We start from the raw sequence: 19,050 nt of genomic DNA on the forward strand, positions 1-19,050 counted from the left end.
TTCGGCGTCTGCAAGGCGCTGATCGAAGCCGACGATGCCTTGAAGGCATCAGGGATCAGCAAGGTCGCTGGCAGCGATGCCGTGCCAAAGGATCCGTCGAATGCCGCAACGGTCGCCTTTGCCGCCTCGATGGCAGCGGCCGATACCAGGCACGTGCTGGACCACGATTTCATCCAGACCCACACGTCGGGCTTCGAAGAATTTGCCGATGCGGCACGTGGCTACGACTGGGCCGAGTTGGAGCAGGTGTCAGGTCTTAGCCGCGAACAGATGACCCAGGCGGCAAACACCTATGCCAAGGCCGAAGCCGTGCTGATGATTTATGGCATGGGTCTGACCCAGCATGTGATGGGCGTCCAGAATGTTCATATGGTCGTCAATCTGGCTCTCTTGCGGGGAAATATCGGTAAACCCGGCGCCAATATTTGTGCTGTGCGGGGCCACTCGAACGTGCAAGGTCAGCGTACGGTCGGGATCACGGAAAAACCTGGTCTGGCGCCGCTCGATAAGCTTTCGGAACTTTATGCGTTCGAGCCGCCGACTTGGGAAGGTCGCTCGACCGTCGATACCTGCAAGGCGATCATGCAAGGCGAAGCGAAGGCCTTTGTCAGTCTCGGGGGCAACTTCTTGCGCGCCATTCCAGAAACGCAAGCGATGGAAGAAGCATGGCGAAAACTGCGCCTCAGCGTACAGATCGCCACCAAGCTCAACCGCAGCCATGTCGTTCATGGTGAAATCGCCTATCTCCTGCCCTGTCTTGGCCGGCTGGAAATCGATGAACAAGCAAGCGGACCGCAAGCCGTCTCTATCGAGAGCTCCGTGGCGCATTTCCACGGCTCGCGCGGAAGGGCAAAGCCCGCCAGCAACGAACTCCTTTCGGAACCGGCAATCATCGCCGGCATTGCCAAGGCGACGCTGACGAAGGGACGGGTTCCCTGGGACGAATGGGTTGGAGATTATTCAAAAATCCGCGACGCGATCGAAAGGACCTATCCCGAAACCTTTAGGGACTTCAACAAACGCCTGTTTCAGCCGGGCGGCATTCCGCGGCCGGTGCCGGCGCGGCAGCGCAAATTCGCCACGTCGAACAAGAAAGCCAATTTCATCACGCCGCCGCGGCTCTTTCCGCAGTTCGACATTGACCCGGCCGCCGCCGGCGACGTTCTCAATCTCGCGACCCTTCGCTCGAACGACCAGTTCAACACGACAATATATGGTTATGGCGACCGCTATCGCGGCGTGGACGGCACCAGGAAAGTTGTCTTCATGAATAAGGATGACATCGAGCAGTTGGGCTTTAAGGACGGCGACGTCGTCGACCTGACAACCGCAATTGATGTTGCAACAACGCGTCGTGTCACCGGCTTCAGGATCGCGCGGCACGACATGCCGAAAGGATGTTGCGCAGCCTATTACCCGGAGGCGAACCCCCTCTTCCCGCTGGCCCATCACGACGCCAAAGCCAAAACGCCGTCTTACAAGCTGTTGCCGGTCAGAGTGAGCCTTTCCGGCGTCGCATCGCCATCCTAATTTGGGGGCGGGCGATGGACGAGACCAGACGTTTCAATTGGCTTGCGGCAGGAACCCTTCTCTGCATGCTGCTCATCGGGGCGTGGATCGGTTGGGCAAGACATCCACGCCAGTACAGGACCGACCCACCGGTCGCGTCAGCGCTCGACCAGTTCAAGCTGATGCCCGACCGCATCGGCGGCACGCCGCCGGATGTCTATTTCGCGATCGGCAAACCCTATGAGGCGACGGCCTTCGATTTGAGCCAGGGCAAGCGTCTTTATTCCTGGTTCGGTTGCTCTGGTTGCCATGGAGATGGACGCGGCGGAACAGGTCCCTCCTTTCTCGACGGCTGGTGGTTCTACGGTTCTGAAATGGTATCGGTTGTCGCATCCATTCGTGACGGCCGGCCACACGGCATGCCTTCCTACGGAAACAAAATGACGAGCGACCAAATCTGGCAGCTTGCCGGCTACGTCAGGACGATCGGGAGCTATTCCCCGCCCTATACAGCGACGAGCCGAAACGACGACAAGCACACCAGACCGTCCGAAAACCGCGCACCGGCCGCGGGTCTTTTTGAGCAAGGACCGGCCGGGGTTCGCTCTGATCGGGGTGTGCAACCTTGAAAATCGCCCCGGGATGCGCGCTGTTTCTTTCCGGTTGCGCCGGCACACAATCGGTGCTTAACGCGGATGGGCCGTCGGCTCTAGCGCTCCAGAACCTCATATTTCTGTTCTTCGCCGTTTGCGGCATCGTTTTCGTGCTGGTGATGGGGGTGATGACGTGGGCTCTGGTTCGTGAAAGGCATGCGCCCGCCGGCCAGCCGCCGATCGAGCGTTCGATGGGCAGGATTGTCTCCGGCGCCGTGGTTGCAACCTTCGTCGTTATAGCCTTCCTGACCGCCGCCAGCTTCTACGCCACGCCCAGCTTGGATCGCGGCAAGGCCGATCCACCGACGATCCTCGTTCGAGGCCAGCAATGGTGGTGGCAATTCACCTATCTCGATCCCGATCCTGCAAAAACATTCCAGACCGCGAACGAGCTGCATATCCCGGTCGGGACAGATGTGCGCCTCCGCCTTGAGGCGAGCGACGTCATCCATTCCTTCTGGGTGCCGAACCTTGCCGGAAAGCAGGATCTGGTACCTGGTCGGGAAAATGGGCTGACGCTTCATGCGAGCAAGGCGGGCGTTTACCGTGGTCAGTGCGCCGAATTCTGCGGGCTGCAGCACAGTCATATGGCGCTGCTGGTCGTCGCCGAAAAGCCCGAAGATTATGCCAGATGGCTGAACGCACAAAGGGGCCCGGCCGCCGTTCCGGCAGAAAGTGAAGCCGCTGCTGGCAAGCTCGTGTTCATGCGCAAGCCTTGCGCCGCTTGTCATACCATTCGCGGCACCGAGGCAGCGGGCACCACAGGCCCCGACCTCACCCATGTCGGCAGCCGGAGTATGATCGGCGCGGGACTGATGGAAAATACGCGCGGATCGATTGCTGCGTGGATTGCCGATCCGCAAACGCTGAAGCCGGGAAACAACATGCCGCTGGTCCCCGTCACCAGCGAGGAGCTGCGCCAATTGAGCGCCTATATGAGTGGGTTGCAATGACACGGCACGGTAAAATTCCCTCCCCTGCTGATCTGGCTGCCGGCGATGAAAAGGCCGAAGCTTTCCTTAAGGCCACATGGTCGACGCCAGCAGGGATCGTGGCGGCCCTATCGACCGTCGATCACAAGATCATCGGCCGCCGCTACATTGCCACAGCCTTCGTCTTTCTGATGCTTGGCGGCGTCCTGGCGATGGCCATGCGCCTCCAGCTCGCATTCCCGGAAGCCCGCTTCATCAGCGCTGACCGGTACAACCAGATCTTTACCGTGCATGGTAGCAACATGATGTTCCTGTTCGCCGTGCCGGTGATGGAGGCGATGGCGGTCTACCTGGTTCCCCTGATGGTCGGTACCCGCAACATTGCCTTTCCCCGGCTGAATGCCTTCTCCTACTGGATCTTTCTCGCCGGCGGGCTGCTCCTGTGGGCGTCTCTCGCGCTCGACACTGCCCCCGATGTCGGATGGTTCGCCTACGTGCCACTGGCAGGCCCGCAATACGGCCCGGGCAAGCGGGCAGACATTTGGGCTCAGATGATTACCTTTACGGAAGTCTCGGCCCTTGCCGTTGCCGTCGAAATCGTCGTGACCGTCTTCAAATTGCGGGCGCCTGGCATGTCGCTCGACCGGATCCCGATCTTTGTCTGGTCGATGCTCGTCACAGCCTTTCTGGTCATCATGGCGATGCCAGCGATCATGCTCGTCAGTACGTCGCTCATCCTTGATCGGCTGGTCGGCACGCAGTTCTTCAATCCGGCAGAGGGCGGCGATGCGCTCCTTTGGCAGCATCTGTTCTGGTTTTTCGGCCATCCGGAGGTCTATATCATCTTCCTGCCTGCCGTCGGCATGGTTTCGGCGATGATCTCGACCTTCACGCAGCGCCCCGCCTTCGGCTATCTGCCGCTGGTGCTGGCGATGATTGCGACCGGTGTTCTCGCCTTCGGATTGTGGGTGCACCATATGTTCGTGGCCGGCCTGCCGCGTGTAGGCAGCAGCTTCTTCACCGCCTCGAGCATGGCGATCGCCATTCCGGCAGGCACCCAGATCTTTTGCTGGCTGGCAACTCTGTGGGACGGCCGTCCCATCTTCAAGACGCCAATGCTTTTCATCATCGGCTTCCTCATCACATTCGTCATTGGCGGTTTGACTGGCGTCATGGTGGCATCGGTGCCGTTCGACACCCAGGTTCACGACACTTATTTCGTCGTGGCGCATTTTCACTATGTGCTGATCGGCGGTTCCGTCTTTCCGCTGATCGGGGCGATCTATTATTGGTTTCCGAAAATGACCGGGCGAATGATGAGCGAAAGGCTTGGGCGCTGGGCCTTCGGCCTGATCTTCACCGGTTTTCATCTCACCTTCTTCCCGATGCATATCCTCGGCCTGCAAGGCATGCCGCGGCGCGTTTATACCTATCCGCCAGAATTACCCTGGACGGGCCTGAACCTCTTCGTCAGCCTCAGTGCCGTCATCCTGGCGGGTGGCTTCCTCGTCTTCTTCATCGACGTCCTGCGCAGTTTCCGGCATGGCCCTGCCGCGGGCTCCAATCCCTGGAATGCATCGACACTGGAATGGGCCACGCCCTCGCCCCCGCCTCCTTATAACTTCCGGCACATTCCCGTGGTCGAATCCCGGGAGCCGCTTTGGACGTCAGGCGATGCACTGGCGGTGGCGACAGGTCTGCGGCTCGACCGACGGGAACTGATCGTCAGCAGTCTCACAACTGCCGATCCGGAAGCCCGGGAATCCTCGCCGGCCAATTCCATCTGGCCATTTCTTGCCGCCATTGCCACGAGCGTCATGCTGATTGCCTCGATCTTCAGTCCCTGGGCGGTCATCTGGGGCGCGATCCCGGTAGCGATCACCTTGACCGGTTGGTTCTGGCCGAAACGAACGCCGGAGGACGAATCATGAAAGAACGAATTGCCCTCGATCTGTCGAAGCTTCCCCTGCATGGCACGGGCAACGCGAGCCTGACCTTTTGGGGCACCAGCGCCTTCATGCTGATCGAAGGCACAGGCTTTGCGCTGGCGATCGCCGTTTATTTCTATCTCATGAGCCTTGCGCCACGGTGGCCGATCGAAGCCCCTCCTCCGGACCTTGCCGCCGGCACGATCCTGACCCTGCTGCTGCTTGTCAGTGTCGTACCGAACATTCTGGTCTCCCGATGGGCGAAGCAGAGAGACCTTCGCAAGGTGCGGGCGGGACTGATCGCCATGACCATTCTGGGAGTTCTTCCTCTCATACCGCGCGCGTTCGAATTTTCAGCCCTCCATATCAATTGGGACGACGACGCCTACGGATCGATCGTCTGGACCCTGCTCGGCCTGCATACGACCCACATCGTGACCGACCTCGTCGATACCGTCGTTCTCGCCTTCCTGATGTTTTCAAAGCACGGGGACAATACGCGGCGCTACGGCGACGTCGAGGACAACGCGCTCTACTGGAACTTTGTCGTCCTTGCCTGGCTTCCCCTTTACGGGTGCATCTACTGGGTGCCGCGATTATGAAAACACGAAGCGCCATCATCGTTCTTGCTGCCACTGCGATCAGCCACCCGGCGATCGCCCACGACGGACATGCTCATTCGGGCGCATTCCCGTGGACCCTCGATCCGTGGATCCTCGCCCCGCTTGTTCTCAGCGCAATCCTTTACGGCTGCGGCAGCCTTCGCCTCCTGGCGCGGGCGGCTGCAAGCCGCCACGCGTTTTCACACCGGATGGCGAGTTTCTGGGCAGGCTGGTTCATGCTTGCCGGCGCCCTCGTCTCACCCCTGCATTGGCTTGGTGAACATCTCTTTACCGTCCACATGATCGAACACGAGTTGGTCATGGCGGTGTCGGCACCGCTCATCGTGTTGGCGCGCTCTCCTGCAATGCTGCTCTGGAGCCTTCCGAGGGTCGTCAGGCGCCGGATAGGACAGGCGCTTGCCAGCAAGGCGGTCAGCAGAATATGGACGTTCCTCAGCAACGGCACGATTGCAACGCTGGCGCACGGCGCTGCGATCTGGGCCTGGCACGCACCCGTCCTCTTCGACGCTGCCATCGAAAGCGTTCCCCTCCACCGCCTGCAGCATCTTTGCTTTTTTGTGACCGCAATTCTCTTCTGGTGGTCGGTCATCTGGAAGACCAACAGGGGACTTGCCGCATGGCACCTCTTTCTGACCATGCTGCACATGAGCATTCTTGGCGCCCTGATCGCGCTTTCGCCGAAGCTACTTTATGGCCTGCAGACGCAAACCTCCGGGGATTGGGGGCTCTCGCCGCTTGAAGACCAGCAGATGGCCGGCTTGGTCATGTGGGTTCCCGCCGGGATCGTCTACGCCGCCGCGGCGCTTGCGTTGGTAGCCCTGTGGATCAGGGATTCGGCAAAGGGAGGCGCAGGTGGAACACGCATCGTTACTTCGTAGCTCGCTTCGCCCCGTCATTGTCGTCGGTGCCTGTGCGCTGAGCCTTATCGCAACATTGATATTGGCCGACGTCTATCGCGCGCGATCCGAAAAGCTCGCCAGTGCGATCGCCCTGACTAAGGGCAATCCCAATCGTGCCGGGGTGATCTTTCGTCGATACGGCTGCAGCGGATGTCATACCATCCCCGGCATCGACGGTGCGGACGGCAAGGTCGGGGGCGATCTCTCCGGTCTGCGCGAGCGGGTCTATATTGCCGGCGTGCTCAACAATTCCGCAGAAAACCTGGTCGGCTGGATCGTCGCGCCCCAGAGCTATTCTCCGAAGACTGCGATGCCGACGACCGGAATATCGGAAAAGGAAGCGCGTGATCTCGCGGCCTATCTCTACGCCCATTAGACACGATTTCTATCGTCCAGGGCTCCCCAATAGAGCCGTTCTTAGTGAACGTTAGCGCATTTCTTTTTCTGATGAGATGCGGCCGATAGGACAAGAAATTACGGCATATGACCGGACGATATCGCCTGCCCCACTCAAGCAGCACTTATCCGTTTCCCAAGCTGGATAATAAGCGCATGATGAGCGGTTGGGAGAAAGGACATCGGGATGGACAGAGGTATGGTGGAGAAACATCTGCAGCAGGCGCGGGAGCATGTGGCGTTAGGAGGGCAGCACATCGCTCGGCAGCGGGAGATCGTGGCTCAGTTGACGAACCGCGGCTCGGACGCGAGTGAAGCGCAACGACTTCTTAAGGTTTTTGAGGAGTCGCAGATCTTGCATGTCGCTCACCTCGACAGGCTCAAGGCGGAGTTGCTTTCCCTTCGATGAGAAGCAAATTTACCGGCTTTGGCCGGGTCGAACGGTAACGGCGATGAATTAGCAGACAGATCTCGCTCAATACGTTTGCGAGGCTAGGCTCGCCGTGAAATCTCGATAGCAGACTGCAAGGCTTCCAATAGTTTCGTCATGTCGACGGGCTTGGCACAGCAGCCAATCGACTTGAACCTTACGGGTAAAACAGAGCGATCATAGCCGGTGGTGAACACGAACGGGATATGGCGCTCCACAAGCGTATCGGCAACCGGATATACCGGCTCACCATGAAGGTTGACGTCCAAGACGGCTGCGTCGAGACCGCCCGATGTGGACAGCAGCTCAACCGCACGCTCCAAAGATTGCGCCGGACCGATGACGATCGCCCCTGCGTCGGCCAGTTCCTGGGACAGATCCTCCGCCAGCATGAATTCGTCCTCGACCACGAGCACGCGGTATCCGAAAAGCGCCCGTTCAACCATGACCATCAACCTCGATCAGGTTGCTGAGAGAAACAGGGATTGCGATCGTGCAATGGACCCCATCCTCACCAAGGGCATAGGACGTCTTCGCATCGAGCTGATAGGGCAGCGCGCGCTCGATCAGTTCGCGGCCCTGGCCGCCCCCTTGTGGTCCAGAACCGGCAGGCGGCATCTTCACCCGGCTCTCCCGCCAATCGACGTGCAGCCATGGCTTGGCGTTTTCGCCTTGTTTTTCGACGCGCCAAACGATCGCCAGATGCGCCTGAGGCTGGCTAAGCGCCCCGTACTTGATTGCATTGGTGGCAAGCTCGTGTATCGCCAGCGCCATCGTCTGGACGGTCGTTGATCGAAGCCTGACCCCGTCTGGACCTTGCAAGATAACCCGGCTCGTCTCGCCCTCCGCTACGCCGTGGGAAGACAGTTCGGAGCGGATAAGCTGGTCGAAAGTGATGCGACCCCCATCCTGCAGCCGCGACAAGAAGCCCTGCACCCGCGCCATCACATCCAGCCGGTCGCGAAACTTTTTGTGGAAATCGGCCAGATCTGTGCTGGTCCGCAGGGTCTTGTCGGCCATTGACCGGACGACGGCCATGAGGTTGCGCGTGCGATGCTGAAGTTCGCCGACGAGGATTTTCATACGATCGGCAGAGACCTTTTCTTCGGTGATATCGCGGCCGATACCGCCGATCTGCGTAAACGTTCCTTCCTCTCGGAAAAGCGGGAATTCGGCGTTACGCAACCAACGGATTTCGTGGTCAGACGCTCGCCTGATGCGGTACTCGTATTCCGCGCGCTCGCCATTTCGCACGCGACGGATTTCGGAGAGCGCCTTCTCTCGATCTTCAGGAATGATCAATTCCACCCAGTTGCGAAAATTATTATCCCTCAGGGCCTGCTGCCGTTCCACACCATAGATGGCCTCGAAGGCTGGCGCGAGGTAATTCCATTCAAGCGTCTCCGCGTCGCGGATCCACAAAACGTCGGAAGAGGCTTCGCCAAACAGGCGGAACTGCTCCTCCTCCTGGCGCAAAGCTGCCTGTGCCTGTTTTCGTGCGGAGATGTCGATGCAGAACTCCGCGATCGTTCCGTCGCCAAGATCGCGTCCGGCAAACAACATCCAGCGACGGGCGCCATCGGCGAGGAGATACTCCTTTTCGTAGGGGCCCATGCGGCCAGTCTCTGTCAAAGCTTCCATCTGTGCTTCGGTCTCGGCAATATGCTCCGACGGGGTCAGCCGGCGCCAATGAAGCTCCGGGCGACCCATTTGGGAGCGACTATACCCGGACATCTTCAAGAACACTTCGTTGGCGTCGACGATGACGCCATCCTTGTTCAGAAAGACCACCCCGACCGCATCTGTCTCCAAAACGCGCTGCAGGCGTTCTTCGCTGCGTCGAAGCGCCATCTCCGCCTCGTAGGTCGCCGTCAGGTCTGTGAAGGTGACGACAGCTCCGCCGATATAATTGTCGACGCTGCGATACGGCAGTGCACGCGCCGCATAGTGCCGGTTGTCCGTGGGGTCGCTGACCTTCCGGTCCACGGGCATTAGCGTTCTCAGAACAAGCCGGACATCATCCAACAGTTGCGGATAAGCGACCCGCGATACGACGTGGTCGAGCGGTCGGCCGACGTCGGTCTCAAGCAGGTGGAATATTTCGGTCGCCGCCGGCGTGAAGCTTCTGACCCGCAGATCATTGTCGAGGAACACAGTGGCGATCTGGGTGGCCTCGAGCAAGTTCTTCAAGTCGGAATTTGCCCGGTCCAGTTCAGCAACCCGGTGAGCAAGTTCGCCGTTAACAGTCTGTAGCTCCTCATTGACAGACTGCAGTTCTTCCTTGGAGGTTTCCATTTCCTCGTTGGCCGACTGCAGCTCTTCATTGATCGACTGGTATTCTTCATTGGACGATTTGAGCTCTTCGTTCGTGGATTCGAGCTCCTCGATGGTCGCCTGGAGCCGATCGCGCGTCAGGCGCAGGTCGGTCTCAAGACGCTGGACGTGTTCTTCGCTCGTCAGCCGTCCTCCGTCCGGCGCCGTCCCCTCGGCAACCTGGCCTGTGTCCTGGAAAAGCACGATCAGTGAGGTCACATCGCCGCTGCCTAGGGGTTCGACAATGATATTGACGGCATAGCTGCGGTCGTCCTGGTGCAGCAGCACGCGCGGCACTTCGACCTTGGCGGCTTCCGTCGTGGCACGCTGCAAGGCGGAGCGCATATCGAGCCGAAGATCGCGATGCACAAGGCTCAGAAGGTTGAGGGTCGCCGTTCCTGACGTCGGTTCGAGATAGCGGCCCGTGCGTCCTGAGAAGTGCAGAACATCGTAGTGCGAATCGACAACCACATAGGCCGGGGCAAAGCGCTCTGCGACGACCTCCGCTTGCCGGCTGATCGTGGCCGACAGCCGTCCGGTCTGGAGCATGGGCGCTGGTGGCGAGAACGGATGGTCGGGGCTGCGCGGACGTGGGCTGAGCGGGAAGTCCGGAATGATCCGGGTTGCCGTTTCGAGCCTCCGAAACAGGCGGTTTTTGCGGTCGACGGGGGCAAAAAGCTTTGCGTGCCGGGTAACGTTCTCCGATGAGCCCAAAAACAGGATTCCGCTTGGCCGGAGAGCAAAGTGGAAGATCGGCATGACCCTGTTTTGCAATTCATTGTCGAGATAGATCAGCAGGTTTCTGCACGACAGGATGTCGATGCGGGAAAATGGTGCATCCTTGACGATGTTATGCGGTGAGAAGATGCACATCTCCCGCAATTCCTTGACCACGCAATAAGTGTCGCCTTCTCGCACGAACCAGCGAGCGAGCCGCTCGGGCGGCACATGGGAGGTGATTGCAGCCGAATAGCGCCCAGCGCGTGCAATTCCCAGTGCGCGTGCGTCGAGATCCGTCGCAAATATCTGCACTTCCGGAGGATAATCCATAGCGGATACGTGCTCGCGCAGTAGCATTGCGATCGAATAGGCCTCTTCTCCGGTCGCGCAACCCAGCACCCAGACGCGGAATTTGTCGCTCGCCTCCTTGCCTTCGAACAATTTTGGAATTTCGCGCTCGAGCGCTTCAAACTCGGCCGGGTCTCGAAAAAACTGGGTGACACCGATCAGCAGGTCTTGAAACAGGTCTTGAACTTCGTCTCGGCTGGCGCGCAATCGCTCGATATACGCATCGATGCTGCCGATCTGCAGCACCTGCATGCGTCTGTGGACGCGTCGGCTGAATGTCCCGCGTTTGTATCCGTGAAAGTCGTGGCTCGTGACGTTGCGAAGAACCGTGGCGATCTGGGTAATCTGCGCCTCGAGCGCGTTTGGGGTTTCATCGCCTATTCCAGCGTCTTCATTATCGTTGACATTGAGCGCGTGTCGGGCAATTTCAGCTGCAATGCTCTGGGCCGGCAGACGCAGATCCGCAATCGCCACCGCTCCTCTCCCATCCTCGAAAGAGGCATTTGCGGTTTCGCCAATCTCCACGATCGACAGGCCGCCGAAGTTCTTGGTTGCCGCAACCGCAGCGGTGCCGTCATTCTCGAGCCCCAGCAGGACAACAACGATCGCCCGCTCACCTGCATGCTCTGCTAAAGAAATCAGCATGGTGTCGACGGTCCCGCGGTGGCCGACCGGTTCGGAGGCCGGACGGACGCGGATATGACCGTCCTCGAGCGTGACGACATCGTCCGATCCACTGATATAGATTTGGTTCTGGAGGAGCCGCGCACCGTCGGCTGCGACGGTCACTGAAAGCCTGTTCTGCCGCCCGAGCAATCCAAGGACGGTTGCGGTGCTAAGGCCCTTCTGCTGGTGTACTGCCACAAGATAGGATGCGCTCAATCCTACGTCGACTTCTGAAAATATCTGTTCGAGCGAGCTCAGGGACTGCTCTGAGACCGCGATGCCGACGATCACGAGCGGCTGTACGTGGCGACCCGGTTGCGCCGCCCCCGCCCCTTGCTCCATGTACTCCTGTTCCTCGTAGGCCATTATCAATCCATATCTCGGTTTGCGGCCGACCCTAAACGCCCGGCGCGACAGAATGATACACCTTTTATGAGGCGTGTTGAAAAGTCACGCGTTCCCGAGGCGTAGTGAGGTGAGTGCAGCTTCATGCAGGGTTGCGGAGTATCTACGATATTCCGCAGCCCTTGCCTCGTAGAGTTCGGCTACGGCGGTTCGGCCGGTCTCGCGCGCATCTCGGGCCATGCGCTCCACCAGGGTCACCCGCTCCTCCATTACCCGCAGGGCAATCCTGATCGCCTCGTCGAGTTCATCGATGTGGGCGGCAAGCGCGTCGGCAGTATAGGCATGGCCGATCTGACACCGATAACGCAGCGGCCCCGATCCGCGAACCTCGGAAAGCACGCCATGACAATCGGGGCAGGTTATGGCCGTTGGCGAGGCTATTTTGCGAAGTTCGACGCTGCCGGTTCGTGCGCCGGCTGCGATCTCGACCTCAAGCCGCAACTCGTCCGACGGGGAATCAAGAGCCGGCCCAGCGGACGTTCCCGCAATATCGATTAGAAGCCTGCCAAGGTCAGCTGCCGAGGCCACGTGATCGACCTCGACCGCTTCGAGTGCAGCCAACGGCATCTGATCCGCCTCAGCATCAAGAGGGTGCTGCACCACAGCCGTGCCGCCGTTGGATTTGATAGCATGAAGACCTGCAGCTCCGTCGTTGAGCATCCCGGTCAAAACGAGCCCCACGACGCGTGGTCCGAGTGAGAGCGCGGCAGAACGAAACATCGGATCAATTGACGGCCGGGCCATATTTTCCCGGGGGCCAGCTCCGAACATGATTGTTTCACCGATGAGCAGCAGGTGTCGGTCGGGTGCCGCAAGGTAGATGTGGCCGCGCTCGATTGGCTGGCCGTCAACCGCCTGCGTCACTGGAAGCTTGGATTTGGCCGCCAGCACCTGCGCTAAGAAGCCCGGTGAGTTCAAAGGAATGTGGGTGCTGACCAAGACGGATGCCGGGAAGTCGGCGGGCAGATCCGCAACCAGGGCCTGGAGCACAGCGCCACTCCCGGCCGAGCCGCCAATTGCAATGATATCCTTGGTTGCGCTTGACGGCATGGTGGTTGACCTTCCATCATCATTCAACAGTCGGCGACGCGACATTGTTCCGTCGAGTGCCGGTAGATCCGTCCTTCGAGCCCATGGCTCACGGAATTCTGGCAATCATGTCGCTGCACGGCGAGGACGCGATCAGTTCAGCCGGTCCAAACCACCGGGTGGACCAAAGAGCGCAACAGCGATCTGCTCGAGTTCGGTTGGTTTTTCGCAGAGCGCAAACCCTTTGTATTTCGCGGGCATGTGGGAAGGGTCATAGCCGGTTGCAAAGACAAAGTTGATGTCGCGCGCCTCCAGTTCATCGGCAACGGCAAATACGAGTTCGTCAGCGAGAAAAACGTCAAGGATCGCCGCGTCGATGGGCTCCCGTTTGATGAGATCGAGCGCACGGCTAACGTTTGATGTCGGACCCACAACCATCGCTCCAAGGTCCTCCAGCTTGCGGCGAGTCTCATCGGCAAGAAAATACTCGTCCTCGACGATAAGAATACGCTTTCCGGAAAAGAGTTTCGCTTGATTGGTTTTTTGCACGGGGCACCTTCCAATGAGACAGCAGTAGTAATGTCAACCCACTGGATGTACTCGCGCCCTGATCTGCCGAGTGGGCAGTTCGGCGAGCACCGCCAATAGTTTCATTCCATTGTTTGTCGAGGCAAGAAATAGACCTAAAAGGCTTGGGCACCGAAGAACAATCGTCGGCGGTAACGGTGACCAGGTGCAAAGCACCTGCGACATTCGACACTGGTGCGACGATTTCAGCACCTTCGTCCTCAACGCCGTCATCATGTTAGACGCCAGATACCGGTCTTCGGCAGGCAGAGAGAAAATTGGCGCTAGCGCGAGCGAAGGCTCCATTATCTGGTCTCCTTTCCCTGTCGAACTGCCTCTGAAGACAAAAGTTGCGGGACCTCGGAAAGATTAAAATACGGCGAACGAGACGCTGACACCTTAGGAGGATGTCATTCACTTCCGCACTTCAGGGACGGGAAAAGCGGGGACGATTTGCCGAATTCATCAGATTGTTTTGCGCGCCCCGCATCGAAAAGCCCATCAAGCGCTCGTACTCGGTCTCCGGAATGCCGTAGGAGCCATGGGCCTTGAGGATAAGGCCTTCCCGATCGACGATGATCACCTTGCCTCGGACAGATCTGATAAGCTTCTCTCCCTCCAAAACATGGAGCGCGTCTGTTACGCCAGAACGCCGCACACCCAGCATGAAAGACATATATTGATGGGTCAGATTCAGCACTTGGCTGTCCACCCGGTCATTGATCATGAGCAACCAACGCGCCAGCCTCTGCTCGATTGAATATCGGCCATTGGCAAGGGCCGTATAACCAATCTGGACTCCAAGCGAGCGAGCAAATGACGATGAGAGAGAGCGCAGCTGCGGCGCCTTATGTACGAGACGGAGAAACTCGTCCACGTCAATTCGCTGAGCGGTCCCTTCGATCTGTACCATCATGTTGTAAGGCGTGCGCCAATCGCCCTCCAGCAAGCCGGCACCTGTCATGCCTTCCCGCCCGATCAGGCCGGCCTCGACCTGCGAGCCATCGAGCGACACTGCGACGAGAGATATAATCCCGGTTTCGACGAAGGAAACCGCATTTATCTCGCAAAACTGCTCTTCGAGCAATTGGCCTTGCACCAGTCGAACCTGTTTCAAATGCGGCTCGAGGACATCGATCTCGCGGGGAGAAAGCGCGGCAAGGATAAGGTTTTCCTGGTGGCCCGGGGCCTTCTGCGTCGAACCTTGGCAGCCGGACAGGGCCTCGAAAACGGCCCTCTTGTCCAGCGGCTTTTCCACGAAGATCCGGTCGGCAAAGCGCGGTGGAACGACATCTCGGCTATAGCCCGTTGCAAAGAAGAAAGGGATATTGCGTTTCGATAACTCATCGGCAACCGGAAACACCATCGTACCACTCAAATTGATGTCGAGAATGGCCACGTCAATCTGTGAAGACTCTTCGATATATCTTAGGGCTTGCTTGATATTAGGTGCAGGGCCGATGATCTTGATACCGGCTTCCGACAACGTCGACGCGAGGTCGCTTGCAAGGACGTAATCGTCCTCGACGACGAGGGCCATTGGCGCGAGCTTGGTCAAAGCCGTATTCATGCCATCCTAATGCCTTCTGTTTCCATTGAAAACGTTTGGGCAATCGGCCTGTTCCCGATCGCGCCGCCGAAGTTCCAATTTCAAACACACCGATTTGCGAGGATCTTAACGCGGCGTCAAATCGGTGCTGCAGGGGGCCGGACACCGTCTTATCACTACGGATGGGCGGTCGGGCGCGGCGGCAATGACTTCAGGTATCGAGCGACGGCAATGCGGTCGGCTTCGGTAAGTTCGGCCGTGTTTCTAACGACATCTGCCATCGACCAGCCGACATAACCGTGATCTGGTGTCTTGCCGCTCCTAAGCATCATTGTAATATCGTTTTCCGACCATGAGCCAATACCCCCCGGCGTGATATTCGGATTGAAGCCGACGCCCTCAGAGCTTATTCCCCCGGCAAAGCGGGTGATCGGTTCTATCGCGCCGAAGACGTTGCGCGACGAATGACATTCGGCACAATGGCCAACCACCTCCACAAGATAGGCGCCGCGATCATGCAAGGGATCGCCATTCAGCATTCCTTCGGATCGGCCCTCGTTAAAAAACAGAAACTTCCAGAGGCCGACGAACCGCCGGATGCGAAAGAGCAGAGCGATGTCATGCGGTTGCGGATGATCGGCAACGGGCTCAAGCGTACGCAGGAAGGCGTACAGATCCCTGATGTCGTCGATTTTCATTCCAGTATAGCTGGCATAGGGAAAGACAGGATAATAATGCTTCTTGGCTGGCGATACGCCGGCGACCAGGGCATTGGCCAAATCGGCCACGGACCATGACCCTATGCCGGCCTGGCGGTCTGGCGAGATATTGGGGGTCCTGAAGGTGCCGTAGGGCGAGGCCAGCGCGAGATCTCCCCCAAGTCTCAGGCGATCTGGCTGGCCAGGAGATGCATGGCAGGAGCCGCAATCGCCCGCGGCAAATACCAGCCGACCGCGCTCTGCATCCCCTGGTGTCAGCCGCGGATCGTCGGCGGAGAAAGGTAGATGCGGCTTGGTCAAAACCCAGATCGTCGAGGAGATGAAGACCGCAGCGATTGCTATCGAAAATAACCAGCTACCTTTCATCTTAAAACCCAGAATCGTTGTGCCGTCATCTTGAACCAGCGAAGGCTCGACCAGGTGCGGGGCCCGCGACGCAGCCGGACTCCGATGGCGACGAGGCGTTGTTGACTGTTGGCAGACCATTCGGCCGGGTCCGCGTGACATGGGGCGACCACGGGTTCGCTTCGCGCATTCGTTAGTTCCACTGGCTGACCGCTGTTATTCGGAATGCCAAGACCACCATCAGCGATAGTGACTCTTTCAGCCTTTCGTGCCGGTCGATATTTGTGCCGGCCTTCCACCTCCCCTAGTTAGAGGCCAAGAAGGAAGTTCTTCAAAGGCCAAATGATCTTTGGGTACCCCAACAATAGACGACGCTGAATGTTCCGCCCCTCCCGACAGCTCTTGCAGGTTACGCGGCGGCCAGAGCCCAACAATGTATCACCTCCTTGATGAGGTGAGTTGGCGCACACTATTTTCCCAACTCCGGTCGTCTTAATCCCGGGTAGGCACCATCCCCATACGAAACTTTTGCGAAAAGCTGGGGTTGGGGTGCCGTTAAACACTGCTGAGGAGAAACGATTGTGAGAGCCCTTAGCTGCACGGCAAGCATGATATCCGTTGCGAGAGCGTTCCGGATCGTCAAATCGAGGACGGACGAGACGCCATCAGGGTAACTTCCTGCGCGATCTGCGGGTCTGACCTGCGTCTTTACGACGGCGTGATGCCCGAAACGCACAGCGGCAATGTGATGGGCCACGAGACCATGGGCGAGGTGGTGGAGGTCGGCAAGGAAAATACCAAGCTGAAGGTCGGCGACCGCGTCGTCCCCTTTACGATTTCGTCGATTTCGTGCGGCAAATGCTTTTTCTGCAGCGCGGTTTATATTCCGGCTGCGAACGCTCCAACCCAGATCGGGCGAAAGTCACCAAAATATGGCGCAATTCGCCGGCCGGCCTTTTCGGATATTCACATCTTCTTGGCGGCTATGCAGGTGGACAGGCCGAATATCTGCGCGTGCCTTATTCCGATGTCGGACCGATTAAGGTGCCGGACGGACTTACTGACGAGCACGTGCTTTTTCCGATATTTTCCCAACGGGCTAGATGGCGGCCGACTTCTGCAACATTCAGCCCGGCGATCGGTCCGCGACAAGCAGGACGGATGCATCAAGGTCGTCCTCAAACCGTAAGGAGACGCATGATGATCACAGTCAATCCAGCAAAGGGCCTCGCCGTCGTTACCGGCAGATACACGGGCATCGACGACGAACTGGCGAAATCCGCGGCGAAGGAGGAACTCTCGGATTGTCCAATAGTTTAGCGGTAACCAACTCAGGAGATCCCGATGAAACGCTTTGTCATTGTCTCACTTGCCCTCTTGCTTGCCGTTCCGGCCTTTGCGCAATCGGCCGCCGAAAAAACTGGCGTCAATTCCTTGATGGGCGTTCCGCCGAAAACGGAGGATTTCGTCAAGGAAGCGGCCGCCAGCGACATGTTCGAAATCGCATCCAGCAAACTGGCTGCCGAGCGCGGCGACGATGCAACGAGGGCTTTTGCGAAGCAGATGCTTGCCGACCATCAAAAGACAAGCGACGAATTGAAAGCGCTGGTGTCCGGCGGCAAGGTCAAGGCCACGCTTCCCGCCGCCATGTCGTCGGCTCAGCAAAGCATGTTGGACAAGCTGAACGGCCTGAAAGGAGACGATTTTAATGAGCAATATCACTCCGATCAGGAGGAAGCCCACGAAGATGCGGTCGACCTCTTCAAGCGCTATGGTGATGAAGGGGACAATCCCGAGCTGAAGGCATGGGCCGCAAGCACCCGCCCTGCTCTGGAACATCACCTTGAGATGGCCAAGGAACTCAACAAATAAGCTGCATCAACCTCGGGGTCGTTGGGATGCCGAGGCCTTTTCAAGTTGAGAGAGTCGATGGTGAACGACGGAAGAACGCGCGCCTACCAGATATGAGAAAGCGGAGGGCGTCCGGCCGGCCAAGATCTCGCTCACTGGTTAAGGCCGCAGACGTCGGGCCCCATCCGGCGGAAACTCCGGAGTATATACGTTATTGTTCGGGTCTCGCCCCCTCGGCTCATTGATTGTGAAATTCTACTACTCGGGAAAGGAAATCGGGGCCTACGTTCGAAAAGTCGCGGAGAAGGACAAAGACGATACGATATTTCCCGGCGAGAGATGAGGAGTGGAATGGAATCCGGCCTGGGGACGACTCCTATGTCAGCCGAGCTGAACGGGAATGTATCGGCAGTGTGATTTTGCCGTTCAGCGTGCGAAAGGTGACGTGATCACGCCCCTCAGGAAAGCGGGTAAAGATGGCCTTTTTGATTGAGATCTTGCTGCCAGTCTCGCCCGGTGACGCCCATGGACGGTTCGATGCCGTGCGCAGTGAGCTGGCCGAAAAGTTTGGGGGCGTAACCACATATGCAAATGTTCCGGCGGAGGGGATATGGACCGAGGGTGGTTCCGTAGAAATAGACCATATCATCGTGGTCGAAGTGATGGCGAGCAATCTCGACCGGCGGTGGTGGGCATCTTATCGGCAGACCTTGGAGATCCGTTTCGAGCAAAACGAGATCGTCATCAGGTCGACGGCAATCGACCGGCTTTGACAGCTCGCGCTGCGCCTGGATGCCGAAAATCCTCCCGCCGATCATTGAAGCGCGCAAAGGCGAACGAATGCAGGATTGGCCCAATCGCTCTTGTTCGGCGCCGAGCACAGAGGGGGCTTGTCGCGCAAGCACCAGGGCTCGACGTTCCCTCGCAACTGCTCGCATGCCTGCCCTACGTGTGACAATCATCGTGCTCGACATCATCTCGGCGGATCGCCGCTTGCGAAACTCAATGGCGTCGCCTCGCTGAGCGAGAGTTTCGAGCGATAAGAATGCCGCGCCAGAAACGCAGTATCGCTACTAGAGCGGCACCCGATCTGACTGAATCGCACTGGCTATTCAAATCATGATTTGGCTGATTCAATAGGAGCCGCCGGATGGAGGCGGCGGATATG

General features: G+C 58.6%; 16 protein-coding genes and 1 pseudogene. 11 read left to right on the forward strand and 6 right to left on the reverse strand.

Translation table 11 applies throughout. From position 1 onward, the window contains the following. The 8 genes from FHX14_RS32400 to FHX14_RS32435 all read left to right on the forward strand — a co-directional run. Positions 1-1,530: FdhF/YdeP family oxidoreductase (locus tag FHX14_RS32400; protein ID WP_184381190.1), on the forward strand; the 1,530-nt coding region annotated here is incomplete at its 5' end. Between the two features lie 14 nt (positions 1,531-1,544). Continuing rightward, a complete protein-coding gene (locus tag FHX14_RS32405) occupies positions 1,545-2,138 on the forward strand; it encodes a cytochrome c (RefSeq protein WP_003591051.1) in 594 nt (197 codons plus the stop codon). Then, on the forward strand, positions 2,135-3,115 hold the full coding sequence (gene coxB, locus FHX14_RS32410; RefSeq protein WP_184381192.1) for a cytochrome c oxidase subunit II: 981 nt from the start codon (positions 2,135-2,137) through the stop codon (positions 3,113-3,115). Before FHX14_RS32405 ends, coxB begins: the two co-directional genes overlap by 4 nt. After that, positions 3,112-5,025: a cytochrome c oxidase subunit I gene (gene ctaD, locus FHX14_RS32415; protein ID WP_012556099.1), complete on the forward strand. Its 1,914-nt coding sequence runs from the start codon at positions 3,112-3,114 to the stop codon at positions 5,023-5,025. Before coxB ends, ctaD begins: the two co-directional genes overlap by 4 nt. Further along, complete coding sequence (locus FHX14_RS32420) at positions 5,022-5,624, forward strand: cytochrome c oxidase subunit 3 (protein WP_184381194.1); 603 nt, start codon at positions 5,022-5,024, stop codon at positions 5,622-5,624. The genes ctaD and FHX14_RS32420 overlap by 4 nt, the downstream gene beginning before the upstream one ends. Then, positions 5,621-6,523, forward strand: coding sequence for a cytochrome c oxidase assembly protein (locus tag FHX14_RS32425; RefSeq protein ID WP_184381196.1), 903 nt, complete (start codon positions 5,621-5,623; stop codon positions 6,521-6,523). Before FHX14_RS32420 ends, FHX14_RS32425 begins: the two co-directional genes overlap by 4 nt. Then, a complete protein-coding gene (locus FHX14_RS32430) occupies positions 6,498-6,920 on the forward strand; it encodes a c-type cytochrome (protein WP_184381198.1) in 423 nt (140 codons plus the stop codon). Before FHX14_RS32425 ends, FHX14_RS32430 begins: the two co-directional genes overlap by 26 nt. A 207-nt stretch (positions 6,921-7,127) precedes the next feature. Then, the gene (locus tag FHX14_RS32435) at positions 7,128-7,349 is read left to right on the forward strand and encodes a hypothetical protein (RefSeq protein ID WP_003591044.1); all 222 of its coding nucleotides are present in this window, start codon (positions 7,128-7,130) and stop codon (positions 7,347-7,349) included. Between the two features lie 83 nt (positions 7,350-7,432). On the opposite strand, the gene FHX14_RS32440 is transcribed toward FHX14_RS32435, so the two are convergent. The 6 genes from FHX14_RS32440 to FHX14_RS32465 form a co-directional block, all read right to left on the reverse strand. Beyond that, positions 7,433-7,816 carry a response regulator gene (locus tag FHX14_RS32440; RefSeq protein WP_184381201.1) on the reverse strand — a complete coding sequence of 128 codons (384 nt, stop codon included), beginning with the start codon at positions 7,814-7,816 and terminating at the stop codon, positions 7,433-7,435. Next, positions 7,809-11,783 (reverse strand): CheR family methyltransferase, encoded by a 3,975-nt coding sequence (locus FHX14_RS32445; RefSeq protein ID WP_184381203.1) that lies wholly within the window; start codon positions 11,781-11,783, stop codon positions 7,809-7,811. The genes FHX14_RS32440 and FHX14_RS32445 overlap by 8 nt, the downstream gene beginning before the upstream one ends. A gap of 84 nt (positions 11,784-11,867) precedes the next feature. Continuing rightward, complete coding sequence (locus tag FHX14_RS32450; protein ID WP_184381205.1) at positions 11,868-12,872, reverse strand: chemotaxis protein CheB; 1,005 nt, start codon at positions 12,870-12,872, stop codon at positions 11,868-11,870. A 132-nt stretch (positions 12,873-13,004) separates the two neighbouring features. After that, on the reverse strand, positions 13,005-13,400 hold the full coding sequence (locus FHX14_RS32455; protein WP_184381207.1) for a response regulator: 396 nt from the start codon (positions 13,398-13,400) through the stop codon (positions 13,005-13,007). A gap of 445 nt (positions 13,401-13,845) precedes the next feature. Next, positions 13,846-14,988 (reverse strand): helix-turn-helix domain-containing protein, encoded by a 1,143-nt coding sequence (locus FHX14_RS32460; protein WP_184381209.1) that lies wholly within the window; start codon positions 14,986-14,988, stop codon positions 13,846-13,848. A 155-nt stretch (positions 14,989-15,143) separates the two neighbouring features. Continuing rightward, positions 15,144-16,052 carry a cytochrome c gene (locus FHX14_RS32465; RefSeq protein ID WP_184381215.1) on the reverse strand — a complete coding sequence of 303 codons (909 nt, stop codon included), beginning with the start codon at positions 16,050-16,052 and terminating at the stop codon, positions 15,144-15,146. Between the two features lie 574 nt (positions 16,053-16,626). Here FHX14_RS32465 and FHX14_RS32470 point away from each other — a divergent pair. The 3 genes and pseudogenes from FHX14_RS32470 to FHX14_RS32480 all read left to right on the forward strand — a co-directional run. Further along, positions 16,627-17,131, forward strand: a pseudogene (locus tag FHX14_RS32470) (alcohol dehydrogenase catalytic domain-containing protein); the annotation flags it as partial. A 244-nt stretch (positions 17,132-17,375) separates the two neighbouring features. Further along, complete coding sequence (locus FHX14_RS32475; protein WP_184381211.1) at positions 17,376-17,903, forward strand: DUF4142 domain-containing protein; 528 nt, start codon at positions 17,376-17,378, stop codon at positions 17,901-17,903. Between the two features lie 455 nt (positions 17,904-18,358). After that, a complete protein-coding gene (locus FHX14_RS32480; protein WP_184381213.1) occupies positions 18,359-18,655 on the forward strand; it encodes a hypothetical protein in 297 nt (98 codons plus the stop codon). Positions 18,656-19,050 lie beyond the last annotated feature (395 nt).

Origin of the sequence: Rhizobium sp. BK619, from assembly GCF_014195245.1 — a bacterium.
GTDB lineage: Bacteria > Pseudomonadota > Alphaproteobacteria > Rhizobiales > Rhizobiaceae > Rhizobium > Rhizobium acidisoli.